Origin of the sequence: Melittangium boletus DSM 14713 (assembly GCF_002305855.1) — a bacterium.
GTDB classification, from domain to species: Bacteria; Myxococcota; Myxococcia; order Myxococcales; family Myxococcaceae; genus Cystobacter; species Cystobacter boletus.
Genome location: NZ_CP022163.1, coordinates 2,610,353 through 2,624,967, shown reverse-complemented (window position 1 = coordinate 2,624,967; position 14,615 = coordinate 2,610,353). Strand labels below are relative to the sequence as shown.

Below are 14,615 nucleotides of genomic sequence, written 5' to 3'. Positions count from 1 at the left end.
GTGGTGGGGCGTGGGATGGATGGTGTGTCTGCTGGCCTGTGGGAATCCGGTGGGAACGGAGCCGGACCGCCCGCCAACAGACGAGCCGCCGGGACCGGATGTGCAGGCCCCACGGCCACCCGAGACTCCTTCGCTTCCAGAATCCCCGATGCCGGAGACTCCCAATGCGGAGCCCGTGGAGGATGGCGCCTCCTCCCAGGGGGGAGGTGAGACGCGTTGGTTTCTGCACCGGCCTCCGGAACTGGATGGCAATCGGAGCGTGCGCCGCGTGTCGGCACTGGGACATGACGCCCAAGGCCATGTCTACGCCGCGCTCGCGGGCGAGGATTACGACGGGCCGGTTCCGCGCGTGTTGATGATGCTGGAAAAGCTCACTCCCGCGGGAGGGCTCGTTTGGAAACGGACCTTCTCGGTGGCTCCGGATGGCTACTGGCACTCGGCGGCTTTCCTCAAGGTGGCCGCCGCGCCCGAGGGCCACATGTTCTTCGGCGCGACGGTGCGCGGTCAGGTGGACTTCGGTGGCGGTCCGCTCGGCGGAGCGGTGCTGGTGCGGCTGTCCCCGGAGGGGCGGCACGTGTGGTCGCGGCGGCTTGGCCCGACCTACGACAGCGTGATTCCGCGGGCGCTCGCGGTCGCTCCGGATGGGGCGCTGCTGGTCACCGGCTTCTTCCGGGGCACGGTGGACTTCGGCGGGTGGACGCTCACCTCGCCGGAGGAGGGTGACTCCTTCGTCGCGCGCTACGGGGAGGACGGGAGCCTGCACTGGGTGCGTGTCGTGGATGCACCGAGCGCGCCGGGAGTCGTGTCGTCCCACACGGAGGTGATGAGCCTCGCCGTGGATGCCACGGGGCACGTGGTGCTGGGGGGGCGCTTCATCCAGAAGCTGGCGCCGGAGAGCCCGGAATCCCAGGTGCGCAATGGGCCGGTGCTGATGCGTTGGAGCCCCCAGGGGCAGACGCTCTGGCGCAAGGGTTTCAACGCCAACGCGGAGGGGGACGGGAGCCTCAGTGGGAGCGTCTACCACGTGGGGGTGAGCGCCCTGGGAACGGTGGTGGCGGCGGGCAGCGCCAATGGGCTCATGCGCTGGGCGGGGGAGACGCGGGAGTTGTGGAGCGAGGGGAACCACGGCTTCCTCGCGGTGGCGGAGCCCGGGGGCAGCGAGCGCTTCCTGCGCGACTTCCCGGACGCCTTCATCGAGGGGTTCGCGATGGACCCCGCGGGGCGCGTCTACCTGGGCGGTCTGGGGCCGGCGCGCATCGATTTCGGCAGTGGCCCCACGGAGGACCTCAATGGCAACCATCCCTTCGTCACGCGCTTCAACCTGGACGGGACGCATGCCTGGGGGCGGGTGTTCGTGACGGAGAACCCGCCCCTGAGCTGGTCGGGTATCTCCTCGTTGACCTTCCTGCCGGGCCAGGGGGTCGTGGTGGGGGGGCAATTCTCCAACCGGACGGACTTCGGCACGGGGTGGATCGATCCGGTCTTCTGGGATGGGTTCCTGGTCCTGCTCAAGCCCTGAACCCGGACAGCGGATTGCGAGCCTTGTCACCCCTCCTGTAACGTGGAACGGGAGGAGCCCCGCGATCCATGCCCTACACCTTCACCCACCATGAACAACTGAGCCTCGTTGGAAACGCCACGGGCGCATGGGCGACGGCGATGAACTGGGGGGCGATCACGCCCCAGACGACGACGCTCCATGGCGTCACCTGCTCCATCTACCAGGATCCCAACGAGACCGCGGAGAAGGCATCACGCAAGAAGACCCTCCTCGGCCTCTCCATCAAGGCGCTGCAGAGCGCGGGGATCATGTTCACGAACGCGGACGTCCAGGCGTTCCACGTCGGATTCTATTCGACCGGCGTGTCACGCGGCGTGGTCTATTCCACCGGCCTCGGTGTGGCGCCGACAGTGGTCTTGATGTTGGGCAAGCGCATCACCGAACACGTCATCTCTCAGCACCACACCCATGCGGCCGGCGGTCTTGGTAATCCCCCACGCATCGTGGCCGATCGTCTCCACGACTATTACAAAGGCAGGACCTGGGATTACAAACGGGCCACCGCCATCTCGGCGGCGCAGATGTGCGAGCTCGCCCAGGCGTTCCATGAGTTCGGGCACATCTTCCACCAGCTCCATGACGCGAGGGAGTTCTTCCTGAACGGCGACGTCGCGATGAACAACCTGGTCCCCCTCGGAGCGGTCGCGCGATCCATCGAGATTCCCGCCCTGAGCACCTGCGGACGCACGCACATCAGTCAGTACTGCGGCGCGAATGACGGCAATAGCCTGAACGAGTTCGTCGCCGAGGTCTTCTCCGGCATCATGATGGGTGTCGACTGGAACGCCGTGGACCCGACGGGCGGCGTGATGACGCACTACGGGGCGATGGGCGGCCCCGCGGTGCCGACGCCTCGCGCCCCCCTCACGCGCATGAATGACTTCGTGCAGCAGCGGTGCTCGTGCGTTCGCAACGACGGGACGGGCGGGTTCGGCGCCGGCAAGGTCATCTGGTAGGGACAGGGCGGGGCCGGGAGAACCAGGCGTCTTCCGGGCCACCGCCGTGGGGCGCCGCGCTCAGCGGGGCTGCAGGACGACGGCTTCCACCATGTCCGAGTACACCAGCATGGTGTTGTTCTGTGCGTAGTTGAAGATGGCGCCGTTGCGCACGATGCCCACGTCATTGCCGTAGGCACCGTCGCCGTAATCCCAGCCGTGCTTCGTCTGGAACACCACCGAGCCATCGGGGATGAGCCCCTTGCTCGCCGCGTCGAGGTAGGCCTCGCGGGTGAGGACTTGCGCCTGAACTTCGCCGTAGCCCCCCTTGATGGTCGTTGGTGTCGCGTTGGGCAGCGCCACCGACTGCCAGTGACCGCTCTGGATCATCTGGGTCATCATGCCGCGCGAGTTGTTTTTATCGTCGCTGGTCGTGGTCGGCACCCCCTTCATTCCCGCGCGCTGGAGATTGGTGCGTACGGTGGTCACGCACGAGTGCTTCTTGCCGGAGACGAGGTCCACCGCGTTGATGGCGTCGAGCCCGGGATTGCCCTGGCGGATCGCCGGAACCGGCGCGACGACCGGGGTCCTCTCGAAGGCGCTGGGGAGCGCACCGGGCGCGGTCTTCTGGAAGGAGCCGGTGGGCCCGAGCGTCTTGGTGTGGATCAGCCCGCCGGTGACCTGGGGAGCCTGGAGCTGGCCCTGAAGCGCCACGCTCGTGGGATCGCGCCGATTGAAGGCGGCCTTGGGCCGGGCGGACGTGGGCTGGGATTTCGAGGGCTTGGACGGCTTGTCCTGGGTCTTGCCGCCCTTGGCGGGCGCGGCCTCGAAGCTGCTGCGGGAGAAGCGCTCGGCGGCGGACGTCTTGGGCGATGAGGTCTCCGAGGTCTTGGAGGTCTTGCTTCCCTCCGAGGAGGAACTTGAACTCCGGCTGGAGGAAGAGGACGAAGAGGACGACGAACTTCGGCTGGAACTGGAACCGCTGGTGGAACCGACGCTCATGCGAGTGACCTCGTCAAAGGGACGCCTTCACACTCAGAGTACAGGAAAAGGCGACCCTCTCGAAACCCGCGAACCTCGATTTTCATCTCCGAGCAACCCAGGGGCTCCCGTCAGTGGCCTTCTTCTGCCCCTCATTGAGAGGCCGCGGCGGCATGGCTGGCTGGCCTCCTGGCGCCCGTTCAAGCGTCGCGCTTGCTCGACCCTCGCCGTCCTACCCAGTGGCTTGCCGCGAAAGTCACAAATGCTCACTTTACTCCGCGTGCGTTGAGTCCGAACGAGAGGGGGAGGCGCGATGTCACGTTCAGGAGATAATCAAAGCAAGACAAAGACATTGAATGCCGACACGCGGACCCCGTCCTTTCCTTCGACGAGCTGAAACGGTGAGGGCTTCTCACCGTGGTTGAACCCGAAAGAAAGGAAGTCATGTCATGTTGAAGAGCATTCGCACGGCGGCGTTCATCATGGTCCTGGGCGTTGGGGCGACGGCAAGTGCGTGGGAGGGCATCAAGGTCGGGAAGGATGGCAGCGTCAAGATCGGTGCGGGCGACACCCGGGTGGATGTCGGTTCAGGCGGAGACGTCTCCGTTCGTGCACCCAGCGCCCAGGTCGATGCCGACGCGCGGACATCGTCCTCTCGCGGTGAGGCGGGCGGCTCACGAGGCAGTGACCGCCAGATCAAACTGGAGGGCCTGGGGCAAAAGCAAACAGTCACCTGCGAGAAGGGCGCCGAGGTGTTGATCGAAGGCACCTCGAATGACTACTCCATCGAGGGCGAGTGCATGCACGTCTCCGTGTCGGGCACTTCCAACAAGGTGAGAGTGGTGTCCGTTGGACGCGTGACGGTGGAGGGGACGAGCAACGTCGTCACCTGGGAGCACGGACTTGGAACGGCCAAGAAGCCCAAGATCTCCACGGAGGGCGTGAACAACAAGGTGCTCCAGGCGCGATAGCCGTCGAGCCCGGTCAGGCGCCGGGCGCGGATCGTGAAGATTTCCTGAATGGCCCATGTTCAACCCAGCTGTTTTCCCGGACCCGCGGGTGGTCCATACCTATCCAGGTCCAATCACCCCGGAGTCCAGAGCATGTTGAAGACCCCCGCCTACGCCGCCGCCGCTCCGAACCAGCCCCTGGCGCCGCTCACCATCGAGCGGCGGGAGCCCGGCCCGAACGACATCCTCATCGACGTGCTCTACTGCGGCGTCTGCCACTCCGACATCCACCAGGCGCGGGATGAGTGGGGCGGCGGCATCTTCCCGATGGTGCCCGGCCACGAGATTGTCGGTCGGGTGGCCCAGGTGGGCGCGGGCGTCACGAAGTTCAAGGTGGGCGACCTGGCCGGGGTTGGCTGCATGGTCGACTCCTGCCGTTCGTGCGGCTCCTGCGGCCGGCAGCACGAGCAGTTCTGTGAGCAGGGCGCGGCCCTCACCTACAACAGCACGGAGATGGACCGGAAGACGCCCACGTACGGCGGCTACGCGTCGCGCCTCGTGGTCACCGAGCACTTCGCGCTGAAGGTCCCCGAGTCCCTGGAACTCGCCGCCGTGGCCCCGCTGCTGTGCGCCGGCATCACCACGTACTCGCCCTTGCGCCAGTGGAACTGCAAGAAGGGCGACAAGGTCGCCGTGGTGGGTCTGGGCGGCCTGGGCCACATGGCGGTGAAGCTCGCCGTGGCGATGGGCGCCGAGGTGACGCTGCTGAGTACTTCGCCCTCGAAGGAAGCCGATGCACGCCGCCTGGGCGCCCAGCACTTCGCGAGCACCAAGGACGAGTCCATCTTCAAGAAGCTGGCCGGGCGCTTCGATCTCATCATCGACACCGTGTCGGCGCCGCACGACTACAACGCGTACCTGGGCTTCCTGCGGGAGTTGGGCACGATGGTGCTCGTGGGCGTGCCGCCCGCGCAGCCGCTGCACGCCTTCTCGCTTATCCAAGGCAACAAGCGGCTCGTCGGCTCCATGATTGGCGGGATCGCCGAGACGCAGGAGATGCTCGACTTCTGCGCCGAGCACAAGATTGTCTCGGACATCGAGCTCATCCCCATCCAGAAGATCAACGAGGCGTACGAGCGGGTGGTGCGCAGCGACGTGCGTTACCGGTTCGTCATCGACATGGCCAGCCTGTCCAAGCAGTGATGCGCCGTGTAGAAGGCGTCCATGGCCTTCACCCCGCTCAATGCCCTGAACGCCTACCTCGCGGTCGCGCGCCGTCGCAGCTTCGCGGCGGCCGCGGCCGAGCTGGGGGTGTCACCCTCGGCGCTGAGCCAGTCGGTGCGCCAGCTTGAGAAGCGGCTGGGCGTGTCCCTGCTCATGCGGACCTCGCGCAGCGTGTCGCTCACCGAGGAGGGCCAGCGCCTGTTGGAGAGCGCGGGCCCGGCGGTGGACCAGGCGCTCGAGTCGCTGAAGAAGGTGGCGGTCCGCACGGAGGACGTGACGGGCCGCATCCGGCTGACGGTGCCGAGCTTCTCGGTGCGGCACGTCGTGGCACCGCTGCTGCCCCGCTTCCTCGCGCGCCATCCCCATGTCGAGGTGGATGTGCGCGTGGAGAACCACTTCGTGGACATCGTGACCGAGGGCCTGGATGCGGGCATCCGCTTCTCCGATTCCATCGAGCGGGACATGGTGCAGGTGCGGCTGTTGGGGCCGAGCCGGTTCGTCGTGGTCGCCGCGCCGGCCTACCTCGCGCGCAAGGGCACGCCGGAGAAGCCCGAGGATCTCCTCACGCACGACTGCCTCTGCATCCGCTCGACGAGCACGGGGTCGCGCTATGTGTGGGAGCTCGAGCGCGGGAAGAGGAACTGGCGCATCCCGGTGCAGGGGCCGGTGGAGACCAACGACGAGGTGTTGATGCGCGTGCTGGCCGAGGAGGGCGTGGGGCTGCTCTACACGTTCGAGCCGCAGGTGGCGGCCGAGCTGAAGCGGGGGAGCCTGCGCGTGGTGCTCGAGCCCTATGCGGCCCTGGTGCCGGGCCTCTACCTCTACTATCCCAGCCGGGCCCAGGTTTCGCGGGCGCTCAAGGCGTTCGTGGGCGTGGCGCGCGAGCTGGCGGCGGAGTGGAAGGACCAGGCCCGTTAGGCGCGCGACAATGCGGTCGCCTCACCATCGCCTACGGCAGAGTGCTCAAGTTGCCGCATGATGCCTATTACGATTACAGGACGAACACTCCGGACTCCGACCTGGAACAAATCGCGTCCAAGCCCATCCTCTTCAAGATGGCTGTCCGCCATACGGAGAAGAGGGCGTGGGAGCTCATCGGGTGGAGGGCGCTCGAGGAGCACTTCTCCCAACCGATCGTCCAGTTCATGCAGGATCGTGCGAACTTTCGCGACTGCACGATCTTCGACACCGTCGGCAATGAGAGAAGCGCGGAACCCCAAGACATGGGGCGGTCCAACGCCTCGGTGGAGCGCTTGAAGGTGCGCCTGAAATAGGCACGCGCATAGGAGCGAACGCGGCTCAAAGCGGCGGGTTGTTCTGCATGGAAGCGGCGGGAATCGAACCCGTGAATCAGGCGATGGAAAACCCTAAGCAGGACGCGCTGTTACCAGCTATCGCCTTGATTCTCTTCGGGTTCGTCATCCCGTCCCGTCCCACCCTGTGCCCTCGTGTCCCGTCCCTTTCCGCGCTGGAGGGGCACACTGAGGGCACATGCAGTCCAACCAGGTCAAGCCGCTCACGGACGCGAGCGGCCAGAGGTCCCCGGTCTCCCAGGGCTCACGAGAAGCTCGTGGGAGGAGGACGGTAGCGTGTGCCCTGGCGAGGTGTGGCTGGGGATGGGCAGGTAGAGGAGCGCGGGTGGGCGTACCGGCGGAGGCAGCCGGCGAGGACGGTGCTCTACGAGGCGGTGAGGGACAACCTCGCCACGTTCCTCATTTAGAGCTCGTTTCATAAATGGACCTATTAAGGCGACGAGCGGCGCGCCCACCACGGCGGCGATGTCCGGGCGACGGTGTGGTTCGCCGCCTTGCTCGGCTCCAGGGGACTCACCCGCTCACTCCCACGAGCAGGGCTGGCACCAGTCCCACGAGCCCACTCACCTGGAGCCGCTCGACTGCCAGGCCGGAACTGGCGCCGGCTTCTCACTCCCGTCCTTCATCCCCGGCTCCGCTCACGTTCGAGGGAGCCGGGTCCGCGTCTGCCTCACCCGGAAGGGGAGGCCGCGCGCATCAGGAGACCACGGGGCCGTCCGAATCCACCACGGTCTCGCTACACGTGGTCTCCTTGCACGTGAAGCTGGGAGAACAGGTGTTGCCGGGCATCAACGAGGACTCCTCGGCCTCCAGCATCTGCAGGGCTGCGATGTCCGTCACCAGCGGCTGGTTCTTCATCATGGGCTTTCTCCTGGCGCTGCATGTGGGGCGAGGACGTACGGGCCACCATGGTCGGCGCGGACTCCCCGATGACCATTTTCTCCGAGTGGAGGCTTTTTCGCCACCCGTGCGCCTCGGTTTTCCTCGCGCTCCTCACGCGCGCGGTGGGGGCATCCACCAACGGGGGCCGCCGTGACGTAGCCGGAGCAGGAACCCCAGCACGCCCGCGAGTCCGGTATTGAAGTCGGCGACGACTGACTGCCCCGACTCGTCCGGGACGAGGCGCCGCCCGTCGTGAACCGCGTGCCGGGCGAACAGACAGTCGGCGTGTTCCTCGGCCCAGCCCCGGTACGGGCCACCCACCGAGTCGGCGAGGTCGAGCAGGAACTCTCCGTTTCCCGCCAGCCCGTGACAGGCCGCCGTGGTCGCGAGCCACCGGGCCCGGCGCACGGCCACGGCCGCGGCCTCGGCGAGCTCCCGGTACTCCGGACGGCCCGTGGCCGCCCAGAGCCGGATCAGGAATGTCCCAATGCCCGAAGAGCCACTGCACCAGTAATAGTAGAGTTCCGAGCGGGTCGGTGCTCCGCCCACCGCCGACTGCCAGCGCGCGCCCTCCTGCTTCCGGTCCGCCGAGGCGACGAGCGTATCGCCGGCGAGGGTCGCGGCCTCGATGCAGTCCTCCCGGCCCGTGAGGACACCCGCCGCGAGCAGGAATGTCGCCACTCCGGCGAGTCCGTGCGCGAAACCCTGGTGGACCACTCCGGCGAGCTTGGAGTCGAAGTCGCTCGCGATCGGCCAGGTGATTCGCCCACCCGTCCGCACGGCCGCGACGAGGAGGCCATCCGCGCAGGTTTGCACCCTCGCGAGGAAGCGGGGGTCGCCCGTCTTCCGCCAGAGATGGAGCTGGGCCATGCCCGCCCCGGCGCTGCCATGACAAACGTCTGGATTGGGCCAGCGCATGGGCAGGGCCAGGGCATACTCCAGGGCCCGCTGTCGCAGTTCGCCATTTCCCAGGAGATCCGCCGCGTCAGACAACGCCCATGCGACGCCAGCGCCACCGAAGTACAGCCCTGGCAGGTGATGGGCGCGGGTGGCCATGCGCTTGTCAATCCAGCGGGCCGCGCGCTCGACGATGGGCCGCAGGTCCGGGCGGTCGAGCATTTCACCCGCACGCGACAGCACCGCGAGCACGCCAGCGGCCCCATGCTGGACGTTGCAGGCGTCGGTCGTACTGCCAAACGGGTTGCTGGCCCAGAGGCGATCGGCATCGTCGCCGGCCATGGTCGAGACAAGGTGGTCGAGCCCATCATGGAGCAGCCGCTCCACCAGAGGAGGGGAGGCAGGCGGGCTTTGCTCCGCGGGAGCGCTCCGTGGGGGAGTGGACGCGAGGAACGCACGGACTCGTGCCACTCCCCAGCGGTGTTCGGGCGGGTGTGCGGTGAGCCCCAGGATGGCGGGGCCCAGCCGTCGCGCGACCGGGTTGGCCGGGGCGGCATGGGACAGCAGAAGGGACATCCGCTCCTGGGGGGGGCGGCCCTGTGGCTCATCCGGGAGAAGCAACGGAGGCGCGCCCGTGGCCAGGTAGAACAGCGGTAACCGTTCACCGCATTGGCTTGGTTGAAGAGGAGCCGGGCTAGACGTGACCGGAAAAGTGGTGCTGGACAAGAGGACGTCTGGCGTGGTGTAGCCAGGGCATGGTGGAGGTGGATGCCCGAGACGCACGGATAGCGCAGCTGGAGAAACGGCTGGAGGCAGCGCTGGAGCGTATCGCGCAGTTGGAGGAGGAGAATGAAAGGCTGCGCGAGGAGAATCGATGGCTCAAGGAACGGCTGGGGCTCAACTCGAGCAACTCCTCCAAGCCGCCCTCCTCGGATGCCCCAGGCACTCCGCGCCAGAGCAAGAGGCCCACGGGCCGCCGTCCCGGAGGCCAGCCTGGGCACAAGAAGCATGAGCGCGCGCTGCTGCCGCCCGAGGACGTGCAGCACGTCGTGGAGTTGGTGCCCAGGGAGTGCCGGGGTTGCAAGGGGCGACTGAATGGGCAGGACACCGCGCCCCGGCGTCACCAGGTGGTGGAAGTGCCGCCCCTGTCGGCCATTGTCACCGAGTACCGCTGCCATGCACTGCAATGCCCTGGTTGTGGGGTGGTGACGCGCGGGGAAGTGCCCGTGCACGCGCGCAGCGTCTTTGGTGACCGGCTCACAGCGCTCGCCTCGTTGCTGGTGGGCAAGTACCGCTTGTCCAAGCGACTGGTGAAGGACGCTTTGTCAGACATGTTGGGCGTCGAGTTGTCGGTGGGCAGCGTCAGCAACCTGGAGGGCGAGATGTCGGAGGCACTCGCGCCACCGACGGCCGAAGCCCTCGCCTACGTGCAGACCTCGGAGGCGGTCAACGCCGACGAGACGGGGTTTGCACAGGGACGAGAGGGCGGCCGGGCCGGCCGCGCCTGGCTGTGGGTGGTGGCCACTGCGCTGGTAGTGGTGTTCCACATCGCCAGAAGCCGCGGCGGCAAGGTCGCCCGCCAGTTGCTCGGCGCGGACTTCGCGGGCTTCCTCACCACCGACAGGTGGAGCGCCTACGCGTGGGTGGATGCAGGGCTGCGGCAGCTGTGCTGGGCACACCTCACACGCGACTTCCAGGGTTTCATCGACAGGGGCGGCCGGGGTGGGCGGATAGGCAGAGAGCTCATGCGCGAGCGCAACCGCTTCTTCAAGTGGTACCACCGCGTGCGTGACGGCACCCTGTCACGCGAGCGTTTCGAAGAGCGCATGCGCGGCGTGGAACGCAGAGTCGGCCAACTGCTGCGCGAGGCGGCACTGCGGGCAGAGAAGAAGACGGCCGGCATGGCCCGGGAAATCCTCCAGTGGGAGAAGTGCCTCTGGACGTTTGTCGATGTGCCGGGCCTCGAGCCCACCAACAATTTCGGCGAGCGCTGCATCCGGCACGCCGTCATGTACAGGAAGACGTCCTTCGGCACGCAGAGCGAGGAGGGCAGCCGCTTCGTGGAGCGCATATTCACCGCCACCACCACCCTCAAGCTGCAGGGCCGTGACGTGCTCGCCTTCCTGACCGAGACCCTCGCCGCGCACCGCCGCGGCCTGCGCGGGCCTTCGCTCCTCCCCTCCGCGCCCGAACCTCAGCTCGCGCTCACCGCCTGAGCTGGTGAACGGTTACGAACAGCGTTGCTCCGAGCGAGAACAGGTCCACCTGCTGCCCGGGACACGGCCCCACCTTCGGTGCGCGGAGCTGCTCCGGGGCAGCATATCCCGGCGTGTAATAGCGGTACACCCGCGTGCCCGGACGCGCGACCAGTTCGGGGTCGACGAGCCGAAGCTGCCGGTCCTGGGTAACGATGACATTGTTGGGATTGAAGTCGCGGCACACCAGCCCGTGCTCATGGATGGCGGAGAGCAGTTCGGTCAGGCGTTGGGCCATCTCCAGCGCCGTCTCGAGGTCGAGCGCCGCGACCTCCCCGGGATGCATGAAGAGCCTATCGGCGACCCAGTCTCTCAAGACCTGGCCGGCAACGAGCGTCTCGGCGAGGAACAGATCTCCCCCCTGCTCGAAGAGGGCGAGCGGCTCGGGACCAAGCCCCGTCAGGACGTCGAGCATCTCGGCTTCATGCCTCAGTGCATCACGAGCGTCCTCACCGGTCAGTTCTGCCCCGGTGTGCGGGCGGGCCTGCTTGACGATGACCTCGGCACCACTGGCCTGGTCCGTTGCCCGGTACACGCCCCCCCGATTGGAATGCCGGATGGCACCACGGACGATGAATCGATCCTGGAGGAGGACGGCCTGGGGCGCTCCGGCCAACGGTGTTCCTGGCTCGTCGAAGGGCGGCGTGGCCCACGCTGGAGGTGCGAACCATGCCTGGCGTGCGTCCCGGACGAGCGTGCCATCGGGCGCGCGCAGCCGACTCTCATAGACGCCGTCGGCGGTCAGCGTCCGCACCCCGCTGAAGGCGCCAAACCGGTAGTGCACCAAGCTGTTGGGCTGGTACCGCCGGTCGGACAGGATGCCTGGTCCGCTCAGGCCCAGGGTCGCGGCATGCAACCGCTCCGCGAGCACGCGGAGTGAGTCGTCGTCGCGTGGGTAGACGGTGATGAACTTTCCGCCCTGGGCCCGGTCGCACCGGGTCGAGGTCAACGCCTCGACGTGCTCCAGGGTGGCGGCGAACTTGAACGCGCAGTCCGAGGTGATCAGAACGGTCGCGCAGCGCTCCAGCACGGCGGGAGCCGACAGCGGCGTCGCCGATACATGCAGCTTCCAGCCCTGTTCGCGGGAGACAGCGCTTGGAGGGGTCACGTGACGCCACGGCCCCTCCGGGTGGACACGCCAGCCGTGTGCACCGCGCTGCCGGAGCAGGGCCTCCACGATCCGGTCGAGCGCGATCTGGGAACACTGGCGCAGCAGGTCGGGTTCCAGGAACTCGGCGCCGGCACCGACGGAGAGCGGGCCCTTCGAAGGACCCTCGTTGATCCGTTCGAACCAGGAGGTATCCAGGGCGAGCCGCCCGCTCGTGAAGGGCTGAAGCAGTCCGATGCTCAGGCCGCGTTCATTCCACTGTGGAGCCAGGGTGTCGGTGGCGAGCTCGATGAGCATGGTCGGTCCTGAACGAAAGGTAGGAAGATGAAGCGTCAACCCAAGGTATCAGGTGGGGCGGCCTCCAAACGCATCAGCGAAAGGAGGACCCGGGCGCCGACTCCTACGAGGAGCGTTACCGCCAGCGCGCCGTGCATGACCTGGAGCGCAGGGCCCGGCAGTCAGGCACGCCACTATCGAGATGACGGAGCGCTATGCGCACCTGACACCCGAGACGCGGGCGAGCGCCGTGCAGCAGCTCGACCTCCCCGTGCCCCAGCTCCAAGCCGCTCCGGCCAGAAGCGCCGAAGGGGCACACCGAGGGCACATGAGGAAACGAGGGCAAAGAATAAGCCCAGTACCCCCTCGGGATTACTGGGATTCTGGGTGTGGAAGCGGCGGGAATCGAAGCCGCCGCCGGAGGCATCCGCGCTTCGGTGGGTCAGGACACCCGCTGGACGGTCGAGGCGACCATGGGCCCCCGGCCCGAGGCAGGCGCGCCCGGTCCACGTGGACGAGCTGTCCCGCCGTCGTGGGGCCCGAGTCGCCCGGACCGTTCATGAAGCCCGGAAGCACCAGCGAGGCGTGCAGGTCCGGGTGGCGCTCCAGGGCGGCGTCCACCTCGCGGTCCGCGAGGATTTTCGAGCGGTAGTAGGCGTCCAGCTCCTGCTCCGCGTCACGCCGCATCGTCTCGTCGGTGAGCGGGTGGCTCGGGCGGGGCGCCAGCACGGCGATGGAGCTGGTGTGCACCACCCTCCGCACGCCTTACTGGTACGCCGCCTCCCAGCAGGGCGCGCGTGCCCTCCACGTTGATGCGCATCAGCCCCGCCGCGTGGCTGCCGCCCTTGTAGCTGTCCCGGAAGTAGGCGGCGGTGTGGAAGAGCACGTCCGTGTCCCGCATCGCGGGCGCGAAGGACTCCACGTTCCCGAGGTCGCCTTCGATGAGCTCCACGGGCACGCCGGCCAGCAGCTTCCGGGCTTTCTCGGGCGAGCGTACCAGCGCCTTCACCCTCACTCCGCGTGACGCGAGCAGGCGAACCAGGTTGCTGCCGAGCAGTCCGGTGGAGCCCGTGACGAATGCCGTCTTCATGGTGGGTGTCTCCGTGCATGGGGGTGCCCGATGCGGGCCGCCCTCTGGGACACAGGGGTATCTCCCCTGTTGCCACTGCTCGCGCAACTCCCTCAGCGCCTGGCGCGTGGAGGCGTGACCCAAGGGCCGCGGGCTGCGCTTGAGGTGCTCGGGCCGGGTATGCGGCCAGTAGGCCCCCCAGACATTCAACCCTTGGGCTCCTCATGCTCAACATCACCCCCTGCGCCACGAAGGAGGAGCCCATGCTGTTGCTACGTCTCGGATTGGTGCTGCTCTCGTTGGGAGGGGCGGGGGCCTGTGGTTCAACTGGGGCGGTGTCCGCCCCCGGAGTGGGAATGGGTCCGCCGCTTGTACCGATGATGTCCGGGAGGATGACGACACGCTGGAACAAGGGCTGGTCAAAGCTCCTGCCCATCATGTCTTCAACCATGGACCCTTGAGGTTCAATGGGCAGGTGGCGTGCCCCGGTGACGCGGACTGGATTCACGCCCATGCGGACTGCTGCAACCCGTCTGGTGCGCGGGTCCGCTGGGACGCTTCGCGGGGGCCTCTGGAGGTGGAACTCTTCGACTCCGAGGGCGACCCGCTCCCGCTGAGCGCCCCCGGTGACATCGACCAGCGGCAACCGAGCGAGGTGTACCTGCTTCGCGCCAAGTACGGAGGCCCGTTCCTCGTGCGTGTCCAGGCCCCTGGCGCGGTGGCGGTGCCGTACTCCGTCGAGTTGTTCGCGCCCGTGTTCGTCCCTAAGCCATCCTTCATCGCTCCGCAGGCCACACCCGACGCGCGAGGCGATCTTTCCTGTCATGGTCGCTGACGCCGTCCTTTCCGGCTGCGGCCTGGTGCTAGGGTGCCGCCATGCCCGACGAGGCGACCGCCTTGACCGCCCCCGATCTTCCCGCCCTCTACCGGCGTTACATCGGCTGCCTCAACCGGCGGGATCTGGCAGGTCTGGGCGAGTTCGTCGACGACGACGTGCGCCACAACGACCGGCCGCTCGGCCTGGCCGGGTATCGAGACATGCTGGAGCGCGACTTCCGTGAAATCCCGGATCTCCGTTTCGATCTTCGCCTGCTGGTATGCGAGCCGCCCTGCGTCGCGAGCCGCCTGCACTTCGAGGCGCAGCTGTAGCGGCGAGGGCAGGCC

The 14,615-nt window shown here is 67.5% G+C and carries 15 protein-coding genes; 9 read left to right on the top strand and 6 right to left on the bottom strand.

Going from position 1 to position 14,615, the window contains the following annotated elements; genetic code table 11:
* Positions 1-148: 148 nt before the first annotated feature.
* Positions 149-1,519, top strand: a complete 1,371-nt coding sequence (locus tag MEBOL_RS10890) for a hypothetical protein (protein ID WP_095977364.1) — start codon at positions 149-151, stop codon at positions 1,517-1,519.
* A gap of 68 nt (positions 1,520-1,587) precedes the next feature.
* Entirely contained in the window at positions 1,588-2,517 is a 930-nt protein-coding gene (locus tag MEBOL_RS10885) for a hypothetical protein (RefSeq protein WP_095977363.1), read from the top strand.
* 60 nt (positions 2,518-2,577) lie between these two features.
* Here the strand turns inward: MEBOL_RS10885 and MEBOL_RS10880 are convergent, their stop codons facing one another.
* A complete protein-coding gene (locus tag MEBOL_RS10880) occupies positions 2,578-3,498 on the bottom strand; it encodes a hypothetical protein (RefSeq protein ID WP_095977362.1) in 921 nt (306 codons plus the stop codon).
* A gap of 428 nt (positions 3,499-3,926) precedes the next feature.
* Here MEBOL_RS10880 and MEBOL_RS10875 point away from each other — a divergent pair, with 428 nt between their 5' ends.
* From MEBOL_RS10875 to MEBOL_RS10860, 4 genes are all read left to right on the top strand, one after another.
* A complete protein-coding gene (locus tag MEBOL_RS10875; RefSeq protein WP_095977361.1) occupies positions 3,927-4,448 on the top strand; it encodes a DUF3060 domain-containing protein in 522 nt (173 codons plus the stop codon).
* A 132-nt stretch (positions 4,449-4,580) separates the two neighbouring features.
* On the top strand, positions 4,581-5,630 hold the full coding sequence (locus MEBOL_RS10870) for an NAD(P)-dependent alcohol dehydrogenase (protein WP_095977360.1): 1,050 nt from the start codon (positions 4,581-4,583) through the stop codon (positions 5,628-5,630).
* 21 nt (positions 5,631-5,651) lie between these two features.
* Positions 5,652-6,569 (top strand): LysR family transcriptional regulator, encoded by a 918-nt coding sequence (locus tag MEBOL_RS10865; protein WP_095977359.1) that lies wholly within the window; start codon positions 5,652-5,654, stop codon positions 6,567-6,569.
* On the top strand, positions 6,548-6,925 hold the full coding sequence (locus tag MEBOL_RS10860; RefSeq protein WP_157774879.1) for an Imm26 family immunity protein: 378 nt from the start codon (positions 6,548-6,550) through the stop codon (positions 6,923-6,925). Before MEBOL_RS10865 ends, MEBOL_RS10860 begins: the two co-directional genes overlap by 22 nt.
* Positions 6,926-7,660: 735 nt before the next feature.
* Here the strand turns inward: MEBOL_RS10860 and MEBOL_RS41040 are convergent.
* Both MEBOL_RS41040 and MEBOL_RS10855 read right to left on the bottom strand, forming a co-directional pair.
* Positions 7,661-7,825 carry a hypothetical protein gene (locus tag MEBOL_RS41040; protein ID WP_157774878.1) on the bottom strand — a complete coding sequence of 55 codons (165 nt, stop codon included), beginning with the start codon at positions 7,823-7,825 and terminating at the stop codon, positions 7,661-7,663.
* Positions 7,826-7,957: 132 nt separating this feature from the next.
* Positions 7,958-9,319 carry a lanthionine synthetase LanC family protein gene (locus MEBOL_RS10855; protein WP_095977358.1) on the bottom strand — a complete coding sequence of 454 codons (1,362 nt, stop codon included), beginning with the start codon at positions 9,317-9,319 and terminating at the stop codon, positions 7,958-7,960.
* Between the two features lie 179 nt (positions 9,320-9,498).
* Here MEBOL_RS10855 and tnpC point away from each other — a divergent pair, with 179 nt between their 5' ends.
* A complete protein-coding gene (gene tnpC, locus MEBOL_RS10850) occupies positions 9,499-10,959 on the top strand; it encodes an IS66 family transposase (protein WP_095977357.1) in 1,461 nt (486 codons plus the stop codon).
* On the opposite strand, the gene MEBOL_RS10845 is transcribed toward tnpC, so the two are convergent.
* The 3 genes from MEBOL_RS10845 to MEBOL_RS42280 all read right to left on the bottom strand — a co-directional run bounded on the left by MEBOL_RS10845 (position 10,949) and on the right by MEBOL_RS42280 (position 13,472).
* Positions 10,949-12,403, bottom strand: a complete 1,455-nt coding sequence (locus MEBOL_RS10845) for a class III lanthionine synthetase LanKC N-terminal domain-containing protein (RefSeq protein ID WP_095977356.1) — start codon at positions 12,401-12,403, stop codon at positions 10,949-10,951. The two genes, tnpC and MEBOL_RS10845, sit on opposite strands and share 11 nt — an antisense overlap.
* 351 nt (positions 12,404-12,754) lie before the next feature.
* Positions 12,755-13,069 carry a Rossmann-fold NAD(P)-binding domain-containing protein gene (locus MEBOL_RS42285; RefSeq protein WP_218920893.1) on the bottom strand — a complete coding sequence of 105 codons (315 nt, stop codon included), beginning with the start codon at positions 13,067-13,069 and terminating at the stop codon, positions 12,755-12,757.
* On the bottom strand, positions 13,059-13,472 hold the full coding sequence (locus tag MEBOL_RS42280) for an NAD(P)H-binding protein (RefSeq protein ID WP_218920892.1): 414 nt from the start codon (positions 13,470-13,472) through the stop codon (positions 13,059-13,061). The genes MEBOL_RS42285 and MEBOL_RS42280 overlap by 11 nt, the downstream gene beginning before the upstream one ends.
* A gap of 436 nt (positions 13,473-13,908) precedes the next feature.
* Here MEBOL_RS42280 and MEBOL_RS10835 point away from each other — a divergent pair, with 436 nt between their 5' ends.
* Both MEBOL_RS10835 and MEBOL_RS10830 read left to right on the top strand, forming a co-directional pair.
* The gene (locus MEBOL_RS10835) at positions 13,909-14,286 is read left to right on the top strand and encodes a hypothetical protein (RefSeq protein ID WP_157774876.1); all 378 of its coding nucleotides are present in this window, start codon (positions 13,909-13,911) and stop codon (positions 14,284-14,286) included.
* Between the two features lie 41 nt (positions 14,287-14,327).
* The gene (locus tag MEBOL_RS10830) at positions 14,328-14,600 is read left to right on the top strand and encodes an ester cyclase (protein ID WP_095977354.1); all 273 of its coding nucleotides are present in this window, start codon (positions 14,328-14,330) and stop codon (positions 14,598-14,600) included.
* Positions 14,601-14,615: the final 15 nt, after the last annotated feature.